Below are 16,641 nucleotides of genomic sequence, written 5' to 3' on the forward strand. Positions count from 1 at the left end.
AAGATTTGGGTAGGATTAATAATGCGTATTCATCATAGTATTTATGCTTTGCTCGTAAATGTTGTTGCAACTCAAACGTTATTTGCCGGCGTCACCATTACTGGTACACGTATTATTTTTCCTGCTCAGCAAAATAGTATAACCATTCAACTGAATAACCCATCCGATCAACCAGCCCTAATACAGGCATGGCTAGACGATGGCGATGCCAATGACATACCCGATGCAGATCGTATTCCATTTATTCTGACTCCACCATTAACTCGAATTGAGGCACAAAAAGGTCAAATGATTCGGCTGATTGCCAAAGAAACCGATCAACTCCCCCAAGATCGTGAAAGTTTATATTGGTTTAATATTTTAGATATCCCTGCAACAACGGTAATGCAAGATGAAAACAATCAAGAAAATAGTCATAAAGAAAATCAAGAAGAAAATAAACTGCAAGTTTCTATCCGTAGCCGTATCAAAGTATTTTATCGACCTAAAAAATTAAAAGCTTCCCCCGAAAAAGCATATGAGACACTGGGTTTTAACTATTCTAGTGCACAGCAACTGCTCCATATTTCCAATCCAAGCCCCTATTTTATTAACTTTAGTGATTTAACGTTTAACCCTCAATCTGAAAAAACAGCATATAGCGAAACACTTATGCTGGCACCATTTTCACAACAATCTATTCGACTTCCAGATGCCATGCACCTCAAGCAAGTCAAATATAGTTTGATTAATGATTTTGGTGGCACTTTAGCGTTCGAAAAACACATAGAAAGTACCCCTTAATGAAATATTATTTCAAAATTATTTTGCTATGCTGTACAAAATCAGCACTCGCTCATGAATATAATTTAGAATCTGCATCATTACAGACTATTCAATATCATCCATCTAAATCTAAGCTTTATAGCTTTGATGCACGCGGTTTATTTGGTAGCCAGAACAAAGAAATCGATTTAAATCATTTTAGTTCTAGCGAAACAATAACTGCCGGTATTTATTCTCTTCAGACCCAAGTAAATGAAAAAGTCTTGGGACCATTAACGATTAAATTCGACCATTTAGATGCCAGTGCTGGTGCAACTCTATGTGTTGATGAAAGCTTATTGTCGTTATTCGATTTACGTGCTGATCTGTTAAAACAACTCCCTCAAAAGGACTGTTTAACCCTTAAAGATCTCAGTGCAGATGCCTATTTTGACTATGATGCTGCAAACTTATCACTGTATATTTCTTTACCCCTAAATATTAGCAATAACCGCCCTGCCGGCTATATTGCACCATCACAGTTTGATAAGGGCGTCACAGCAGCGTATTTAAACTATGATTTTAACGTGCATCATAATCAGCTCAGCTCATCCAAACACAATACCGCCCCCCAAAAGACGCAGCAAAACACTTATCTTGGTTTAGCTGCGGGCTTAAACATTGCAGGTTTCAACTTTAGACATGCTGGAAATTTCCAGTCCACCCAAGACACAACTTTAGGACAATATCAATCTTACCTCAATGCCCTATCGACTGACATTTTAGCGTTAAAATCACGTTTAATGCTGGGTGAATTTAGCACCACACCAACGCATTTAGAATCAGCAACTATTATTGGTGCACAATTGGCTTCCGACACGAATATGCGTCCAATGTCACAACGAAGCTATGCACCTTTAATTCAAGGTATCGCCAATACCAATGCGCTTGTGACTATTTCGCAAAATGGTCGCATATTATATGAGCGTACGGTGCCAGCAGGTAGTTTTGAAATTAATGATCTCACGCTCATGCAAAACAATGGAGATTTAACTGTGCTGGTCACCGAAAATGGTGGTGAGCAACATGGTTTTATTGTTCCAATGCAAGGAAATTTTAACCTGCTTCGCGTCGATCAGTTTAATTATAATTTTGCTGCAGGACGTTATAAACTCAATCAAAAAAGCCTGAATGATGTTATTGCGCAAGCCAGCATTGAGTATGGGATCAATAATTACCTCAGTACCTATTCGGGTGCAAATGTCAGTAAAGCTTATAAAAGCCTATTACTGGGCTTGAGTAGTAATACCGCTATCGGTGGTTTTAATCTTGAAAGTGAATTTAGTAAAACACAGCTCAAACCACATCAGCGCCAAGGACAAAAATATAAAGTTGCCTATCAATATAATTTTGTTAAATCTGGGACTACGCTCAATACAGATATACTGTATCAAAATAAACATTTTTTAAGCCTGAGCAATAGCATGTCATTGGTTAATCCAAATGAACTTGACCAAACTGAACGTGATGCTTTCTATTTGAGTTATGGGCTAAAACAACGTTTTAATCTTTCCGTTCATCAAAACTTATTTAAAGAAAAATTCGGCACTTTATACTTAAGATTATCTCATCAGCAATATTGGCAACAAACCAAAGACTTTAAGCAATATGATATAGGTTATTCTAATCGTTGGAAGCAATTGAGCTATGCTTTGAGTATCAATCAAAGTTCAGCATTGCTTGCTCAACAACATAAAGATCGACGTATTTCTTTAAGTTTCAGTATGCCATTAGAATGGAAAAACAAACGCACCCAATTTAATAGTAATATTCAACACCAATATGGTCAAAATAATCAAAGCACGGCTATTCTAGGCTTATCCGGTGTGTATGGTCAGCATAATCAGCTCAATTATGGACTCTCTACGCAAAGTCAGTGGCAAGATCATCAGCATCAACAAACCTTATCGACCCACGCCAATTATTTATTACCACAGATGCAACTGGGTATTATTTCAAGTCTTGGCTCACAACAAAAGCAATTGGGATTATCGGCAAAGGGAGCAATTGTTGCACATCCTAAAGGTATTACACTAGGTAACCAACCTTCAGAAACATTTACCATTATTCATGCCAATGATGCCAAAGGTGCCGATGTACAAAATGCATGGGGAGTAAAATTAGACCGTTTTGGCAATGCTATTTATCCCAATATCTCTGCCTATAATCACAATGAAATCGCAATGAATGGCAATAATCTTCCTGTCGACTTACAGTTTAAATCTAACCAAACATACGTTACGCCACGTCTATTTAGTAGTACTTTGATTGAATTTGAAACCAAACGGAGTAGCAATATCTTATTGAAAGTGAATGTGCATCCCAAGCAAAAAATTCCTATTGGCACACAAGTTAAAAACCGAGAAGGTCGCCCTTTGGCGATGTTTGGACAGTCCAACTTACTATTTATAGAAGATGCCAAAGCATTAGACGAACAAATTCAAGTCAAATGGGGAAGCAATAATCAACACAGTTGTCATATTGATCAAATCTCACAGCCAGTACATATTAATAAGACAGGTTATAAATCTATCGAAGTGGAGTGCAAATAATGAAAAGCACCTATTTATTTGCAATAAGCATTATTTTAACGCTGATTTATGCTCCATCCCTCTGGGCAGCACCCTGTAATAGCAATAGAGACAGCTTATCTGCAAATGTTACAACCATTACTGCGAATATTTCTAACAAAATTACCAATGGTGTCTATACCCCGACTCCTGAAGCAACAGGACAATATACAGCCAGTAAACTCGTAGACTGTATCAATATGATCGCAAATAATAGTGCAAAAAACAAAAGCTCATATTTCAATATAGACGGATCATCAAGCAATCTAGATTTGGCAAAAAGCTTAAACATTGCATCAAGGACTTATTATAAAATAATCGGCAGCAATGACGCATTTGCCAATGCGCATGGTTATATCACCTTTCAAATTCGAGAAAATAAAAGTGGCAGCCAGTTTCACAATATTTCATCAAGAATTACATTCTATAATAACGTTTCAGGAAAAAATGAATCATCAACACAAGGTATAGCCATTATAAAGCCGAATATTATTTTTGACCAAGAACCCACGACTAAGATTAATATCAATAATCTAAAATTAGGCACATTATATTTGTCTTTAACTCAAGATAATAATAATGTTATCCGTGACCAGCAAGTTGCTTACTTAAGCTTCCAATATAATCCTCCCGTATTCCCCACCTGTAGTGTCAATAGTCAAACCATTACTCTGCCGACTTTGTCTGCTAACACGCTAAAGAAAAGTGGCGATGAGGCTGGTACGACCAATTTCACCATTACCACGCGATGTCCAACAGAAGCAAGTGGTAAAAAACTGGTCGCTAAAATCGTTGACAGTAGTAATTTAAATAACAACTCCAACATTTTGAGCAATGCCAATAAAAACAGCAATGTTGCTTTAAAAATATATGATGTAAAAACCAATCAAGCTATAAGCTTTCAAAATAATTTTGATTATGGTCAATTTACGGGAACGTCCTCACAAAATACGGTATTAAAGCAATTTAGAGTAAATTATTATAAGAGCAATAATCAAGCCACGGTCGCAGGTAAAGTCAATGGTCAAGCGATTTTTAGCGTGGTTTACAAATAGAACGAGGCTCATTCATCATATACTGCCGAAGCTCAAGTTTTAGTCCGACAGTATATGATGAGTGAGCCTATTTATTCGATTGATTCTGATTTATTGAAATGATTTAGCTTCAATGCCACCAGCCTCTTCAACATTATATCCTCAACTTGGGCTCTATCATGAAGATCGATTTTTGTGATGAGTTATTCTCGGGGATCTTTATATTTTCGATAAAAATCTTCACCACAAACTCTTTTTATAAAGGTTTTATTCGATGTGGTTAGCGATAAAGGTTTATCCTGAGTCATAAAAACAAAATCTTTTCTTATTCGTGTTTTATCTGTTTCAGGCAGTATTTTACCCTCACGATAACGATCACCATCATAATTGGCACAATACCCTATAGTCTGCTGCGTCTTTTTATCTTTTACCGTAATCACATGATTATATTTAAAACGATAGCCCTGATTTTCTCTTGCCAATTCTTCACGCGCTTTGTCTGTTCGGGTAAAAGCTGCCGCTAGACGATTGATTGCTGCAGGATACTCTTGATCCATTTTTTTACTGACAAAAGCTTGCTCAGCTGAATTTGCAGGAACATAGGACAAGTCTTGTTGCGCCATTTTTATACCATAAGCCTCCCATTCATTAGATTCTTCAAGGAAGGGGTTGGCATCGTTCAAAATCTCTGCGAGTACACCCACACTATTTGCTGTTTGCGTCCACATATGATTCGATGCGCTACAAGCAGCCAAATATAGTATTGGCAAAAAAGTAATGGATACCAAAGCTTTTTTCATTTTTTCCTCTAAACATTTTAGCAACTAAATCTTAGAGCTATAAAATTATGGATTGAACAGACAGTACTGATATGGTTTTTCACATTGCAGTTTGAGTATTTTGAAAATATATTATATTAACCGAGCTATTTCTATAAATTAGCTAAACACATCACAAATGTACTACATGATTGCATATCTAGCTGATGTTTTAAGTTTTCGTCCAATAAATAAGGTATTTTTTCATTGCTAATAGAGGACTTTGTGCTGTAATCTAATTCGGTTGGAGTTATAGTCATTTCTGGTGTATGAGAAAATCAGGTAGCGTATCCTAAGTACAGTTCTTGCCGGAACAAAGCACAAAGGACACGCTATGAAAAATTCTAAACTATCCGTGGTTGAACAGCCACAACAAATTGAAACAGATCCACTTTCTGCCTTGCTTAGAAGTGGTGCTCGTGCGCTGATTGCTCAAGCTGTCGAGGCTGAGCTAGACGTTCTTTTACAACAACATCAAGACCTACTGCTAGATGATGGGCGTAAAGCTGTGGTCCGTAATGGCTATCTACCTGAACGCACGATCCAAACAGGCATTGGCGATGTGGAAATCAAGGTTCCTAAAGTCCGAGATCGTAGTGGTTCCGGTATTCATTTCAATAGCTCATTACTGCCACCATATTTAAAGCGAACACGGTCTGTAGAGGAGCTACTGCCTTGGCTTTACTTAAAAGGTATCTCCACAGGTGATTACCAAGAAGCATTGTCTGCCTTACTTGGAGAACATGCTCAAGGTCTGTCCTCGAATACGATTAGTCGTTTAAAAGCACAGTGGCAAGATGAACATCTTGCCACTGTGCTTTTAAACGATGTGGACTCAAGATTTCAGACCATGGCTATAAGTGATATTCTACTCCCCAATAAGCATGGGAAATGCTTGTTTTTGGAGTCAAAGATGACACGAAGAAAACGTCGTAACCACTCAGCAGAGTTCAAAGCTAAAGTTGCACTTGCTGCACTCAAAGGCGATCATACCCTCGCTGAGCTTTCTACTGAGTTTGATTTGCATCAGAATCAAATCATTGCCTGGAAGAACCAACTGCTTGAACAATCAAGCAGCATTTTCGATCAGGCATGCCCAAATAAAGAACCTGATATTGATCTAAAAGCCCTACATGCCAAAATCGGACATCAGGCACTGCAAATTGATTTTTTAGAGGGTGCGCTCAGAAAAACAGGGCAACTGAGCGTCAAAAAATGATCGATAAGACCCATAAACTTTCGGTGCGACAACAAGCACAATTGGTTCAGATCAATCGTAGTACGTTGTATTACAAGCCTAAAGAGGTTTCATCAACCGATTTGAGTTTGATGCGTCTGATCGATGAAATTCATCTCGATTACCCGTTTATGAGCAGTCGAATGATACGTGACATGTTACAACGTCAAGGGCATCAAATTGGTCGGCGTAAAGTCCGGCGTTTAATGGGCTTGATGGGAATACATGCCTTGTATCCTAAGCCGAATACGAGCAAGCCAAATCTTGCACACCGTATTTATCCGTATCTGTTGAAAAACATGGTTATAGAGCGTTCTAATCAAGTCTGGTGTACAGATATAACGTACATTCCGATGGCAAAGGGCTTTGTCTATCTATGTGCGATTATGGATTGGCATAGCCGCAAGGTTTTGGCTCATCGTGTTTCTATTAGTATGGAAACGGACTTTTGCATAGCAGCTTTACAAGAAGCAATTGTTAAATATGGTTGCCCTGAAGTGTTTAACACCCTTGCGCAGCAGTGCCGCTCAGGCAGTCAATTTACAAGCGAAGCGTTCTTGAATGAACTGAAATTGCGTAATATCCGCATTAGCATGGATGGTAAAGGGCGATGGATGGATAATGTCATGATTGAGCGGTTGTGGCGCAGTTTGAAGCATGAGGAAGTTTATTTAAAGGCTTATGATACGGTTAAAATAGCGAAGCAATCGATCGCTGATTATTTCAAGTTTTATAATCAAAAACGGTCACACTCAAGTTTAAACAAAGCAACACCAGATGAATTCTATGATCGACATTTACCAAAATTAATGGCAGCATAATTTGAATATTTAGAGTGGATTTATTACTTATAAAAATGGTTTTAGTGGTCTAATTAACGGAGCCACATCAAATTTCCTGGGCCACTTCTAAATCACATATTCCTTACTTAATTGTTTTCTAAAACAAACCATCTTTTTAAATAGCGGGGACGTGTCAAGATCGTTGTCACCATTTATTGTAGATTGCCGAATCACTGGCACTGAAGATTCAGTTGCGCACATAGACATCAGAAATAAGTAATAAAAAGACTCGGCATGTCATCACCCCATCCATTCAGTACAACTGAGCTATGATAGGTCAGGCTTAACTATTTTGTTTTTGCATATTCACAATATATTTTAAAACCCACTTCAAATTAAAAGTCTTTGATTTTCTTGTGATTACAAAGTACTTTTCGACAATATCACAGCTTGCCCGGTACTCTGAGCACCATAGTATTTGCATTAAAATAATAATACATCGTCTTCCTATTCAAATAAGCAATAAGAGATAAGCAAACGAGCCTTAATCCACCCTATTCAAACAATTGTTAATTTATGTAAATAGCTATTTTATACAAAGGTGTCTTTATGCCAATATATGTTTATTGGCTTTAAGCCACTATAAAGAGTAAATATTATGCCGATCCAATTACTTTCTTCCAATAAGCAAAAGACTAACATCGACTTTAAACAATTTTCAGGCGGTGAACGCCACATTCAACTCGATCCTAACGACTTAAAAACACTCGCTCCAAACGTGAATATTCGTGCCGAGCTACTACAAAGCCATGACATTTTAGATTACTTATTATTAGAAGATATTCTGATTCAACATCAAAAAAATATTCGTCTTGAAATTCCTTATTTCCCCTACGCCAGACAAGATCGGGTATGCACAGATGGACAAGCCTTCTCTCTACAAGTTTTTTGTCGCTTATTGGACAATCAAGAAATTGCAACACATCAGAAAGAACTTATCTTATGGGATGTACATAGTGATGTAACATTACACTTACTGCAACAGCTCAAGTCTTTTCATCAGATTACCCATATTCCAGCAACAAAAATCATGCAACATGACGCTGAGTTAAGCGCTTTACTAACCGCCCCTCATAGCATTTTGGTCTGTCCTGATCAGGGTGCCATCACACGTAGCCAAGACATTGCAGCGCATTTTAATCCATTGCGACAACAAGCCATTGAGGTCATCTATTGCGATAAAGTCCGTGATCCCAGCAGTGGAAAAATTACGTCTAGCTGTTTACACGCAAAAGATTTGCGAGGCAAAACCGCCATCATTTGTGATGATATCTGCGATGGTGGTGCAACCTTTATCGGCATTGCCAAACAACTACGTGCGCTGCACTGCCAACATATTGTTTTATATGTAACACACGGCATCTTTAGTCGCGGGCTCGAGGTATTTGATGGGTTAATAGAGCAAGTATTTTGTAGCAATAGCCGTCCTCAAGTCCAGCACCCTCACTTAAATATTATTGATTTTGAAGCACTTTAATATGATATCGGCCATACATGCTCAAAAACAATGTCTGAACAATCACAGCCTACGGTACACCCTTTGCCTCAAAGCTTCGGCTTAGCCCCATCTCAAGCATCATATTGCGTAGCAATTATCTCGGAGAATAATAAATGAGCTTTCAAATTAACCCACTACATGCCATTGATTTTTATAAAGCGGATCATAGACGCCAATATCCTCAAGGTACAGAATATGTTTATGCCAACTTCACAGCTCGCTCTGCACGTTTAGCGGTGATGTTGCCAGATTCTGATGACAAAATTGTGTTCTTTGGACTGCAAGGTTTTATCCAACACTTCTTGATAGAGACATGGAATGAAGGTTTTTTTCAACAGGATAAAGAAAAAGTATTGTCTCGTTATCAGCGCCGTATGGACTTAGCTTTGGGTGAAGCTGCCATTCCGACAGAACATATCGCAGCATTGCATGACCTAGGTTATTTACCGCTTAAAATCAAAGCGCTTCCTGAAGGTACACGGGTTAATATGCGGGTACCCGTACTCACCATCATCAATACTAAGCCAGAATTTTTCTGGTTAACCAATTATATTGAAACTGTGCTCAGTGCTGAACTATGGAAAAGCTGTACTACTGCCACTATTGCTTTTGAATACAAAAGACTACTGACCCAATATGCACACAAAACCGCAGCACCAATCGACAATGTCATACTACAAGCCCATGATTTTAGCAGTCGTGGTATGAGTGGTATTTATGACGCAGCACAATCCAGCGCAGGACATTTAACCAGTTTTATTGGCACAGATGCTGTTGCTGCAATTGATTATGTTGAAGAATATTATCAAGCCGAGGGTGTGATTGGGGTTTCTGTACCCGCAACAGAACATAGCGTGATGTGCATGGGCAATGAAGACCATGAACTGGAAACTTTTAGACGCTTAATCTGTGATTTATATCCAAGCGGGATTGTCAGTATTGTTTCCGATACTTGGGATTTCTGGCGTGTAATCACCGAATTCAGTGTGCAATTAAAGCAAGATATTTTAAATCGCCAACCCAATGCACTCGGTCTGGCAAAAGTTGTATTTCGTCCAGACTCAGGCGACCCTATAAAAATTATTTGTGGTGATCCCGATGCGCCACAAAATAGCCCAGCCTATAAAGGTGCTGTACAGTGCTTATGGGAAATATTTGGCGGTCAAACCACAGCAAAAGGCTATAAGGTGCTCCATGAACGAATTGGATTAATTTATGGTGACTCCATTACCTTAGCGCGTGCACAAGCCATTTTAATGCAACTTGAAGCCCAAGGTTTTGCCTCCAACAACCTAGTCTTCGGCATCGGCAGTTATACTTATAACTATATAACCCGTGATAGTTTTGGTTTCGCCGTAAAAGCAACTTGGGGGCAAGTGAATGGTGTGGCACGCGATTTAGTCAAAGACCCAATCACCGATAATGGCACTAAGAAATCTGCCAAAGGTTTACTGCGCGTTGAAAAAAATACGAATGGTTATGTGCTCTTTGATCAACAAAGCCCAGAGCAAGAACAGCTAGGTGAATTACACACAGTATTTGAAAATGGGCAATTATATATTCAACATCGCTTGGCAGAGATACGACAGCGCCTAAATGAAGCACTGTAATATTTTGTGCTTTAATGAAGAATCAATATAGAATACCTTATCCTGTAAACTAACAGCTTAAGCTTATCGCACAGGTCTACAACCAGGGACGCGTGTAGCTTAAGCTATAGATGCATATCGAAATATTTTCAAACGCAAAATTTCAGTTTTTCAGACTTGCACCGTTCAAGTTTGAGCCAAAGGATTGTAGTTTTACAATGCAGCCTCTGTATTAAATAACAACACCACACTGTCTTGGTTTAAACCAAAGTCTTGTTTGAGTTGCATCGCTGCATTGTCTTTGGCACGGCAGATATAATCTAATAATCCTAGGGTCACGGCACCAGATGGACCACTCGAAATAATAGGATCACCTGCAATGGGATGAGCATATAAATCCATCCCTCGTAGCGTCAATTGATCCGATACTGCCGTAAAGATGCTTGTGCCATCTCTTAATACTGGCCACGTAACAGGATTCACCTCACCACATGCCAACCCAGCCATGATGGACTCTAATGCACCAGTAATCGCAACTGGTATTGCCTGTGGTTGCTGGGCAGAATGCAATAAACACGCCGCCTGTTGTGGTTCGGTCAACATGACTGTTAAAGGGGCCGATGCTGTGTTCTCTAAGCGATCGAGCAAATAGCCCAATACCCCACCAGCCATTGCCCCAACCCCAGCTTGCAACATTACATGACTCGGCAGAGCTAAATCCATATATAAAAGCTGTTGTATCGCTTCATCTGCCATAGTCATATAGCCCTGAGAAATCCATGTTGGAATCTCTTGGTAGGTTTCCCATGCTGTATCTTGGACCAAAACCCATTGATAACGTTCTGCCAATTGCTGTGCCAAGCGCACAGTATCATCATAATTTAAATCACTCACGTGGCATTTTGCGCCCAATGCCAGTATTTTATCGACGCTTGCTTGTGATGAACCTTTGGGCATGAGAATGACTGCATTTTGTTTCATTTCACGGGCGATCCATGCCACTCCACGACCATGATTTCCGGCGGTAGCAGTAATAAAAACCATCGACTGTGCATGATCCCTTGCAATCTGTTCAAAGTCAAAATCAGCCAAAGGAATTGCCAGTTTTTCACTGAGCAAACGTGCCAAGGCATAAGCACTTCCCAAAACTTTAAATGCACCTAAACTTAATCGATCAGCTTCATTCTTCACATAAATATGCTTGAGCCCCAGATGATCTGCCAAATTCTGTAAACTCAATAAGGGCGTATTACGGTATTGCGGCATTTTTTCGTGTAAACCACGGATTTGCTGTGCAATTGCTACATTAAATAACGCACTATGATGCGCTTTTCGGTGTGGATTAATTTTACTGCTAATCATAAATGATGTTATCTATTCGCTGCTATTTGATCTAAAGCTTGGCAATCACCACCCAAAAAGTCAAAATTAATCATTCACTTAAATCAAAAATGCAGCTTTATCTTATATTGCCTAATCAGTCTGCAATTTTTTTGCTTAATTACGCTTTTTGTGCAACTTTTTTGCTTGGGATAATTTCGGAGTGATGAGTTGATCAGGCGCTATTTGCTCTGCTATTTAGTATTTAGATCGCTATTGGGAGTATCCGATCTTTCTTTACTTAGGTCTTAGGCTATTTATAGTGCCACTTCAGTGCCTTTGAATGCTTCTCTTACTGCTCTGTTGGCTAAATCACAATCATCGATTAAAACATGACTTTTCAATTGTCTGCTTGCATAATAATGCAGTTCATCTTTTTCTAGGGTTGTATGCACCTTGCGCCTCGATCTAGCAACTATATTTCCTGCCTGGCGATGGCTGAAACGTTATGACAGCGGCCAATTTAAAGCTGATTTTATTGCCGCATTGATCGTCATTGCGATCTTAATTCCGCAAGGTATGGCCTATGCCATCGTTGCTGGTCTTCCGCCAATTACAGGTTTATATGCCAGCGTACTGCCGATGATGGTCTATGCTTGTTTGGGGGGTAGCGCAACGCTATCGATTGGTCCTGTGGCACTTATTTCTATGATGGTCTACGCCACACTGAATCCCCTCTATCAAATTGGATCACCAACTTATATCCAAGCTGCGTGTTTATTGGCTTTACTGGTCGGATTGATCTCATTACTATTGGGTATTTTCCGTTTTGGTTTTTTGATTCGTCTGATTAGTCATCCCGTCATTAAAAGTTTTATTATTGCATCTGCACTATTAATTGCACTGAGTCAGTTCAAATTATTCTTGGCAATACCGCTCGACATCGAAAATCTTGCTGCATTTCTCACTAGTTTTTATCATTATTGGCGCTTTATCGATTTAGCGACTTTGGCATTGGGTTTATCAACCATTGCATTATTATTAGGTTTACCGCAATTATTACGTCATACCCGTTTTGGGCATATTTTACCCAATAAGTTTTTAGCCATTGTACTGAAGTTAATCCCGCTATTGGTGATTATCTTGATTATTATCATTACCTATGTTTTTGCTTTACCAGAATATGGCATTCAGGTAGTGGGGGAAATTCCTGCCGCATTGCCCCCCATCGCTATGCCTTTTTGGTCATGGCAAATGCTACTACAACTGTTACCGGGTGCATTTATGATCGCGATGGTGAGTTTTGTTGAATCTATTTCGATTGCACAAGCCACAGCCTTTCAAAACCGTCATCAGCTCAACAGTAACCAAGAACTTATTGCACTCGGTGTTGCCAATATAAGCGCCGGCATTAGTGCTGCATTTCCGGTCACTGGAAGTTTATCGCGGACCGTGGTAAATGCCGATGCGGGTGCTAAAACACCATTAGCCGGTTTTATCTCTTCAATCATGATGATGATTGCTAGTTTTTACTTAAGCCAATATCTACAATTATTACCACTCACGGTTTTGGCTGCTACCATTATAGTCTCTATTTGGAAATTGGTAGATTTCAAACCGTTTATTGATACCTGGCGCTATTCTAAGGCAGATGGTATTGCCATGTGGATTACTTTCTTTGCGGTGTTGTTTATCGATATTTCAACGGGTTTAATCTTAGGAATTGCTTCTACCTTTTTATTGATGTTATGGCGTGTCAGCCGACCACATATTGCCGTAATTGGTCGTGTACAAGGTACACAGCATTTTAGAAATATACAACGCCATCAGGTGATTACTACACCAGAATTGATTTCTATTCGTATAGATGAAAGCCTTAACTTCCTCAATGTACATACGCTCAAAGAATTTATTATTGCAACAGTCAGCCAGCATAATGGCTTAAAACACGTTATTATCAATTGTTCGAGTATTAGTAATATCGATCTCAGTGCCTTAGAAAGCTTAGAAGATATTAACCACCAGCTACAAAAGCTCGATATCGCCTTACATTTCTCCGAAGTGAAAGGACCTGTCATGGATAAATTACAGTATTCAACACTTCCACAAGACTTAACGGGGCAATTCTTTTTAACCCATTACCAAGCTGTACAACAATTGCAACAGGATGGATCATCACCACCGTGAAGTAGGTTCTATAACTCGGCACTAAGATTAGCGCTAGGCATTGCAATTAGATTCATTGCGCCCAGTCTGTCGATTCTATACTCGGGTTTTATTGCATAAAAATTACTAAAGATATGCTTTTTATTCAATAGAATATGCGTTGACAACGATTTTCTTGTTTTATTCGGGATAAATCAGTATAGAATAGCCAGCAATTTTGCCCCAATAACTTAAATAAGGCTCGATTATGTTTTCAGCCCTTGCCCGTCTTAGTCTTGTCGTTCGGATTATGATTGCTATTGTAATCGGTATCAATGTTGCATTTTTTTTCCCAGAAGCTAGTCCCTATGTGAGTTTATTGGGTGAGCTATTTATTAAAGCTTTGAAATCAGTTGCGCCAATATTAGTTTTCATCTTGGTGATGTCTTCGATTGCCAATTTTAAAATCAATCAAGGTGGCGGTGAAAAACTCAAACCGATTATGCTTCTATATTTATTGGGGATGTTTTTTGCTGCACTTAGTGCGGTAGCGAGCAGTATATTATTCCCTAGCCAATTAATTTTATCGACAAATTTAGCTGCGCCGATTGAAGCACCATCGGGTGTCGCAGAAATTTTAAAAAATTTATTATTAAGCTTTATTAGTAACCCTGTCACTGCGATTAGTGAAGCTAATTTTATTGGTATTTTGGCATGGGCAATTGCCCTCGGTGTAGCATTACGTCATAGTGCTGAAACCACTAAAACCATGATTGGCGATTTATCCAATGCGATTAGTTATATTATTAAAATCGTCATTAATTTTGCACCACTTGGGATTTTTGGTTTAGTGGTGGTGACTTTTGCTGATGCAGGTATGACAACTTTAAAAAGCTATGGGCATTTAATCTTAGTGCTAGTAGGTACCATGATGTTTGTTGCTTTCATCATTAACCCCATTATGGTGGGTTTGGTTATGCGACAAAATCCTTTTCCGTTGGTGATTCAGTGTCTACGTGAAAGTGGTATAACCGCGTTCTTTACTCGAAGCTCTGCAGCAAATATTCCAGTAAATTTAGCACTTGCAAAAAAGCTCGGAGTGAATGAAACTCTATCCAGCGTTACTGTGCCTCTTGGTGCAACCATTAATATGTCTGGTGCTGCTGTGACCATTACGGTTTTAACTTTAGCTGCTGTCAATACCCTACATATTGATGTCAATATCAGTACCATGATTATTCTGAGTATCACCGCGGTCATTACTGCCTGCGGCGCATCAGGCGTAGCGGGCGGTTCTTTGCTACTGATTCCTGTAGCCTGTGGCTTATTTAAAATACCCACTGAAATCGCCATGCAAGTGGTTGCGATTGGTATGGTAATTAGTGTAATTCAAGACTCTGTTGAAACCGCACTAAACTCATCAACAGATATCTTATTTATTGCTGCAGTGGATCTTGCCAAGCAGTAGATCTTTTGCAGCAAACTGAAAAGTTTGAAGCAAATGCCAATACAATATTTACCTTTATGGATACAACTTGGGGCTTTTTTACTGGCAATGAATGCTGGCATGATCAACGTACTGGGGTTATTTACAGTATTGCACCAAGCGGTATCCCATATGACGGGAAACGTCAGTTTATTGGCTGAAGCAATTGTACAAGGCCATTCTGAAAATTTTATTTATCTATTTTTGATTATCTGTAGCTATGTACTCGGTTCAAGCTATAGTGGTTTTATTTTAGGCAACAGCCATTTTAAGTTGGGGCGTAGTTATGGCACGCCGCTGTGCTTAGTGGCTGCTTTTATTGTTTTGTGTTGGGCTTTTTTACCGTATTACCCGCGTTATGGCTTATTATGGGCCACTGCCGCAATGGGTGTGCAAAACGCCATGATCAGCCATTATAAAGGTATGATTATTCGTACCACACATTTATCTGGTGTACTGACAGATTTAGGCTTAGCCTTAGGTTATAAACTACGTGGCTTAGCGGTTGAGCCGCGACGCGTTGCACTGCATTTATTGATCATTTTAGGTTTTTTAATGGGCGGCGCGATTGCATCGGTAACTTATCCTTATTTACAATTACAAGCATTCTTAATTCCTGCCGCATTGAGTCTTAGTCTCTGTGTGGTGTATTGGGGCATTTATTTAAAGAAAGTGTCTCACCAAGTTAAATAGTAGGTTGTTGTTATGGTTAAAAATGCCTTACAAGCGCAATTACTCAAAGCCGGTTTGGTTGACAATAAAAAAGCCAAAAAGCTCTCCAAACAAGCTCAACATGAGTCTCGAACTGGACAAAGTCAAGAAGCTGAAATTAAAGCTAAAATTGCACAGGACCAGCAACAGAAATTGCAAAAAGATCAGTCTTTAAATCAAGAAAAACAACGTATTCTTGATGAAAAAGCCCTGCAAGCGGCGATCATTCAAATGATCAGTCAGCATAAAATCAAAGATTTTGACGGTGATATTAACTATCAATTCATTGATGATAAGAAAATCAAAAAAGTTTATATCAATCAGCAAGTTTATAATGCTTTGGTCAGCGGTAGTTTGGTGATTGCCAAAGATCATGACAGTTATGCTTATCTCCCCAAAGCGTTGGCTGAACGTATTGAGCAAAAAATGACAGGGTTTATATTGGTAGATAATAGCCAGAAAAATACTGAGATCACTGCAGAAGATGATCCCTATGCTGCATATGTTATTCCTGATGATCTCATGTGGTAATACGGCACCGTCATACCTTTAGATCAACAAAAACACCATGTTGTTATACGACATGG

12 protein-coding genes and 1 pseudogene are annotated in these 16,641 nt (G+C 39.0%); 11 read left to right on the forward strand and 2 right to left on the reverse strand.

What is annotated here, in order from left to right; genetic code table 11:
• Positions 1-21: 21 nt before the first annotated feature.
• The 3 genes from BFG52_RS09220 to BFG52_RS09230 are packed head-to-tail and all read left to right on the forward strand — an operon-like array spanning position 22 to position 4,429.
• Entirely contained in the window at positions 22-783 is a 762-nt protein-coding gene (locus BFG52_RS09220) for a fimbrial biogenesis chaperone (protein ID WP_067555073.1), read from the forward strand.
• Positions 783-3,356, forward strand: a complete 2,574-nt coding sequence (locus BFG52_RS09225) for a fimbria/pilus outer membrane usher protein (protein ID WP_067555076.1) — start codon at positions 783-785, stop codon at positions 3,354-3,356. Before BFG52_RS09220 ends, BFG52_RS09225 begins: the two co-directional genes overlap by 1 nt.
• Positions 3,356-4,429: a fimbrial protein gene (locus tag BFG52_RS09230; RefSeq protein ID WP_067555079.1), complete on the forward strand. Its 1,074-nt coding sequence runs from the start codon at positions 3,356-3,358 to the stop codon at positions 4,427-4,429. The genes BFG52_RS09225 and BFG52_RS09230 overlap by 1 nt, the downstream gene beginning before the upstream one ends.
• A gap of 182 nt (positions 4,430-4,611) precedes the next feature.
• On the opposite strand, the gene BFG52_RS09235 is transcribed toward BFG52_RS09230, so the two are convergent.
• Positions 4,612-5,208, reverse strand: coding sequence for a hypothetical protein (locus tag BFG52_RS09235; protein WP_067555082.1), 597 nt, complete (start codon positions 5,206-5,208; stop codon positions 4,612-4,614).
• Positions 5,209-5,560: 352 nt separating this feature from the next.
• Here BFG52_RS09235 and BFG52_RS09240 point away from each other — a divergent pair.
• The 4 genes and pseudogenes from BFG52_RS09240 to BFG52_RS09255 all read left to right on the forward strand — a co-directional run.
• Positions 5,561-6,031, forward strand: a pseudogene (locus BFG52_RS09240) (transposase); the annotation flags it as partial.
• A gap of 108 nt (positions 6,032-6,139) precedes the next feature.
• Positions 6,140-7,284, forward strand: a protein-coding gene (locus BFG52_RS16885) for an IS3 family transposase (RefSeq protein ID WP_099092664.1) whose coding sequence is annotated in 2 segments (ribosomal slippage) — positions 6,140-6,392 and positions 6,392-7,284 — 1,146 coding nt in all. Because the reading frame shifts where the segments join, the coding sequence is not laid out codon by codon here.
• 619 nt (positions 7,285-7,903) lie between these two features.
• Complete coding sequence (locus tag BFG52_RS09250) at positions 7,904-8,782, forward strand: phosphoribosyltransferase family protein (RefSeq protein WP_067555085.1); 879 nt, start codon at positions 7,904-7,906, stop codon at positions 8,780-8,782.
• A gap of 134 nt (positions 8,783-8,916) precedes the next feature.
• Entirely contained in the window at positions 8,917-10,413 is a 1,497-nt protein-coding gene (locus BFG52_RS09255) for a nicotinate phosphoribosyltransferase (protein ID WP_067555088.1), read from the forward strand.
• Positions 10,414-10,605: 192 nt separating this feature from the next.
• Here the strand turns inward: BFG52_RS09255 and BFG52_RS09260 are convergent, their stop codons facing one another.
• Positions 10,606-11,754 (reverse strand): diaminopropionate ammonia-lyase, encoded by a 1,149-nt coding sequence (locus BFG52_RS09260; RefSeq protein WP_067555092.1) that lies wholly within the window; start codon positions 11,752-11,754, stop codon positions 10,606-10,608.
• A 414-nt stretch (positions 11,755-12,168) separates the two neighbouring features.
• Between BFG52_RS09260 and BFG52_RS09265 the strand changes: the two genes are divergently transcribed.
• The 4 genes from BFG52_RS09265 (at position 12,169) to BFG52_RS09280 (ending at position 16,585) form a co-directional block, all read left to right on the forward strand.
• Complete coding sequence (locus BFG52_RS09265) at positions 12,169-13,899, forward strand: SulP family inorganic anion transporter (protein WP_218921007.1); 1,731 nt, start codon at positions 12,169-12,171, stop codon at positions 13,897-13,899.
• Positions 13,900-14,125: 226 nt separating this feature from the next.
• A complete protein-coding gene (sstT, locus tag BFG52_RS09270) occupies positions 14,126-15,325 on the forward strand; it encodes a serine/threonine transporter SstT (RefSeq protein WP_067555095.1) in 1,200 nt (399 codons plus the stop codon).
• Between the two features lie 33 nt (positions 15,326-15,358).
• Positions 15,359-16,036 (forward strand): YoaK family protein, encoded by a 678-nt coding sequence (locus tag BFG52_RS09275; RefSeq protein ID WP_067555098.1) that lies wholly within the window; start codon positions 15,359-15,361, stop codon positions 16,034-16,036.
• Positions 16,037-16,048: 12 nt separating this feature from the next.
• Entirely contained in the window at positions 16,049-16,585 is a 537-nt protein-coding gene (locus BFG52_RS09280) for a DUF2058 domain-containing protein (RefSeq protein WP_067555100.1), read from the forward strand.
• Positions 16,586-16,641: the final 56 nt, after the last annotated feature.

Origin of the sequence: Acinetobacter larvae (assembly GCF_001704115.1) — a bacterium.
GTDB classification, from domain to species: domain Bacteria; phylum Pseudomonadota; class Gammaproteobacteria; order Pseudomonadales; family Moraxellaceae; genus Acinetobacter; species Acinetobacter larvae.

Excerpts from the sequence above, each read along its gene's own strand:
- BFG52_RS09220 (WP_067555073.1), top strand. The coding sequence starts at position 22 with ATGCGTATTCATCATAGTATTTATGCTTTGCTCGTAAATGTTGTTGCA.
- BFG52_RS09225 (WP_067555076.1), top strand. The coding sequence starts at position 783 with ATGAAATATTATTTCAAAATTATTTTGCTATGCTGTACAAAATCAGCA.
- BFG52_RS09230 (WP_067555079.1), top strand. The coding sequence starts at position 3,356 with ATGAAAAGCACCTATTTATTTGCAATAAGCATTATTTTAACGCTGATT.
- BFG52_RS09235 (WP_067555082.1), bottom strand. The coding sequence starts at position 5,208 with ATGAAAAAAGCTTTGGTATCCATTACTTTTTTGCCAATACTATATTTG.
- BFG52_RS09250 (WP_067555085.1), top strand. The coding sequence starts at position 7,904 with ATGCCGATCCAATTACTTTCTTCCAATAAGCAAAAGACTAACATCGAC.
- BFG52_RS09255 (WP_067555088.1), top strand. The coding sequence starts at position 8,917 with ATGAGCTTTCAAATTAACCCACTACATGCCATTGATTTTTATAAAGCG.
- BFG52_RS09260 (WP_067555092.1), bottom strand. The coding sequence starts at position 11,754 with ATGATTAGCAGTAAAATTAATCCACACCGAAAAGCGCATCATAGTGCG.
- sstT (WP_067555095.1), top strand. The coding sequence starts at position 14,126 with ATGTTTTCAGCCCTTGCCCGTCTTAGTCTTGTCGTTCGGATTATGATT.
- BFG52_RS09275 (WP_067555098.1), top strand. The coding sequence starts at position 15,359 with ATGCCAATACAATATTTACCTTTATGGATACAACTTGGGGCTTTTTTA.
- BFG52_RS09280 (WP_067555100.1), top strand. The coding sequence starts at position 16,049 with ATGGTTAAAAATGCCTTACAAGCGCAATTACTCAAAGCCGGTTTGGTT.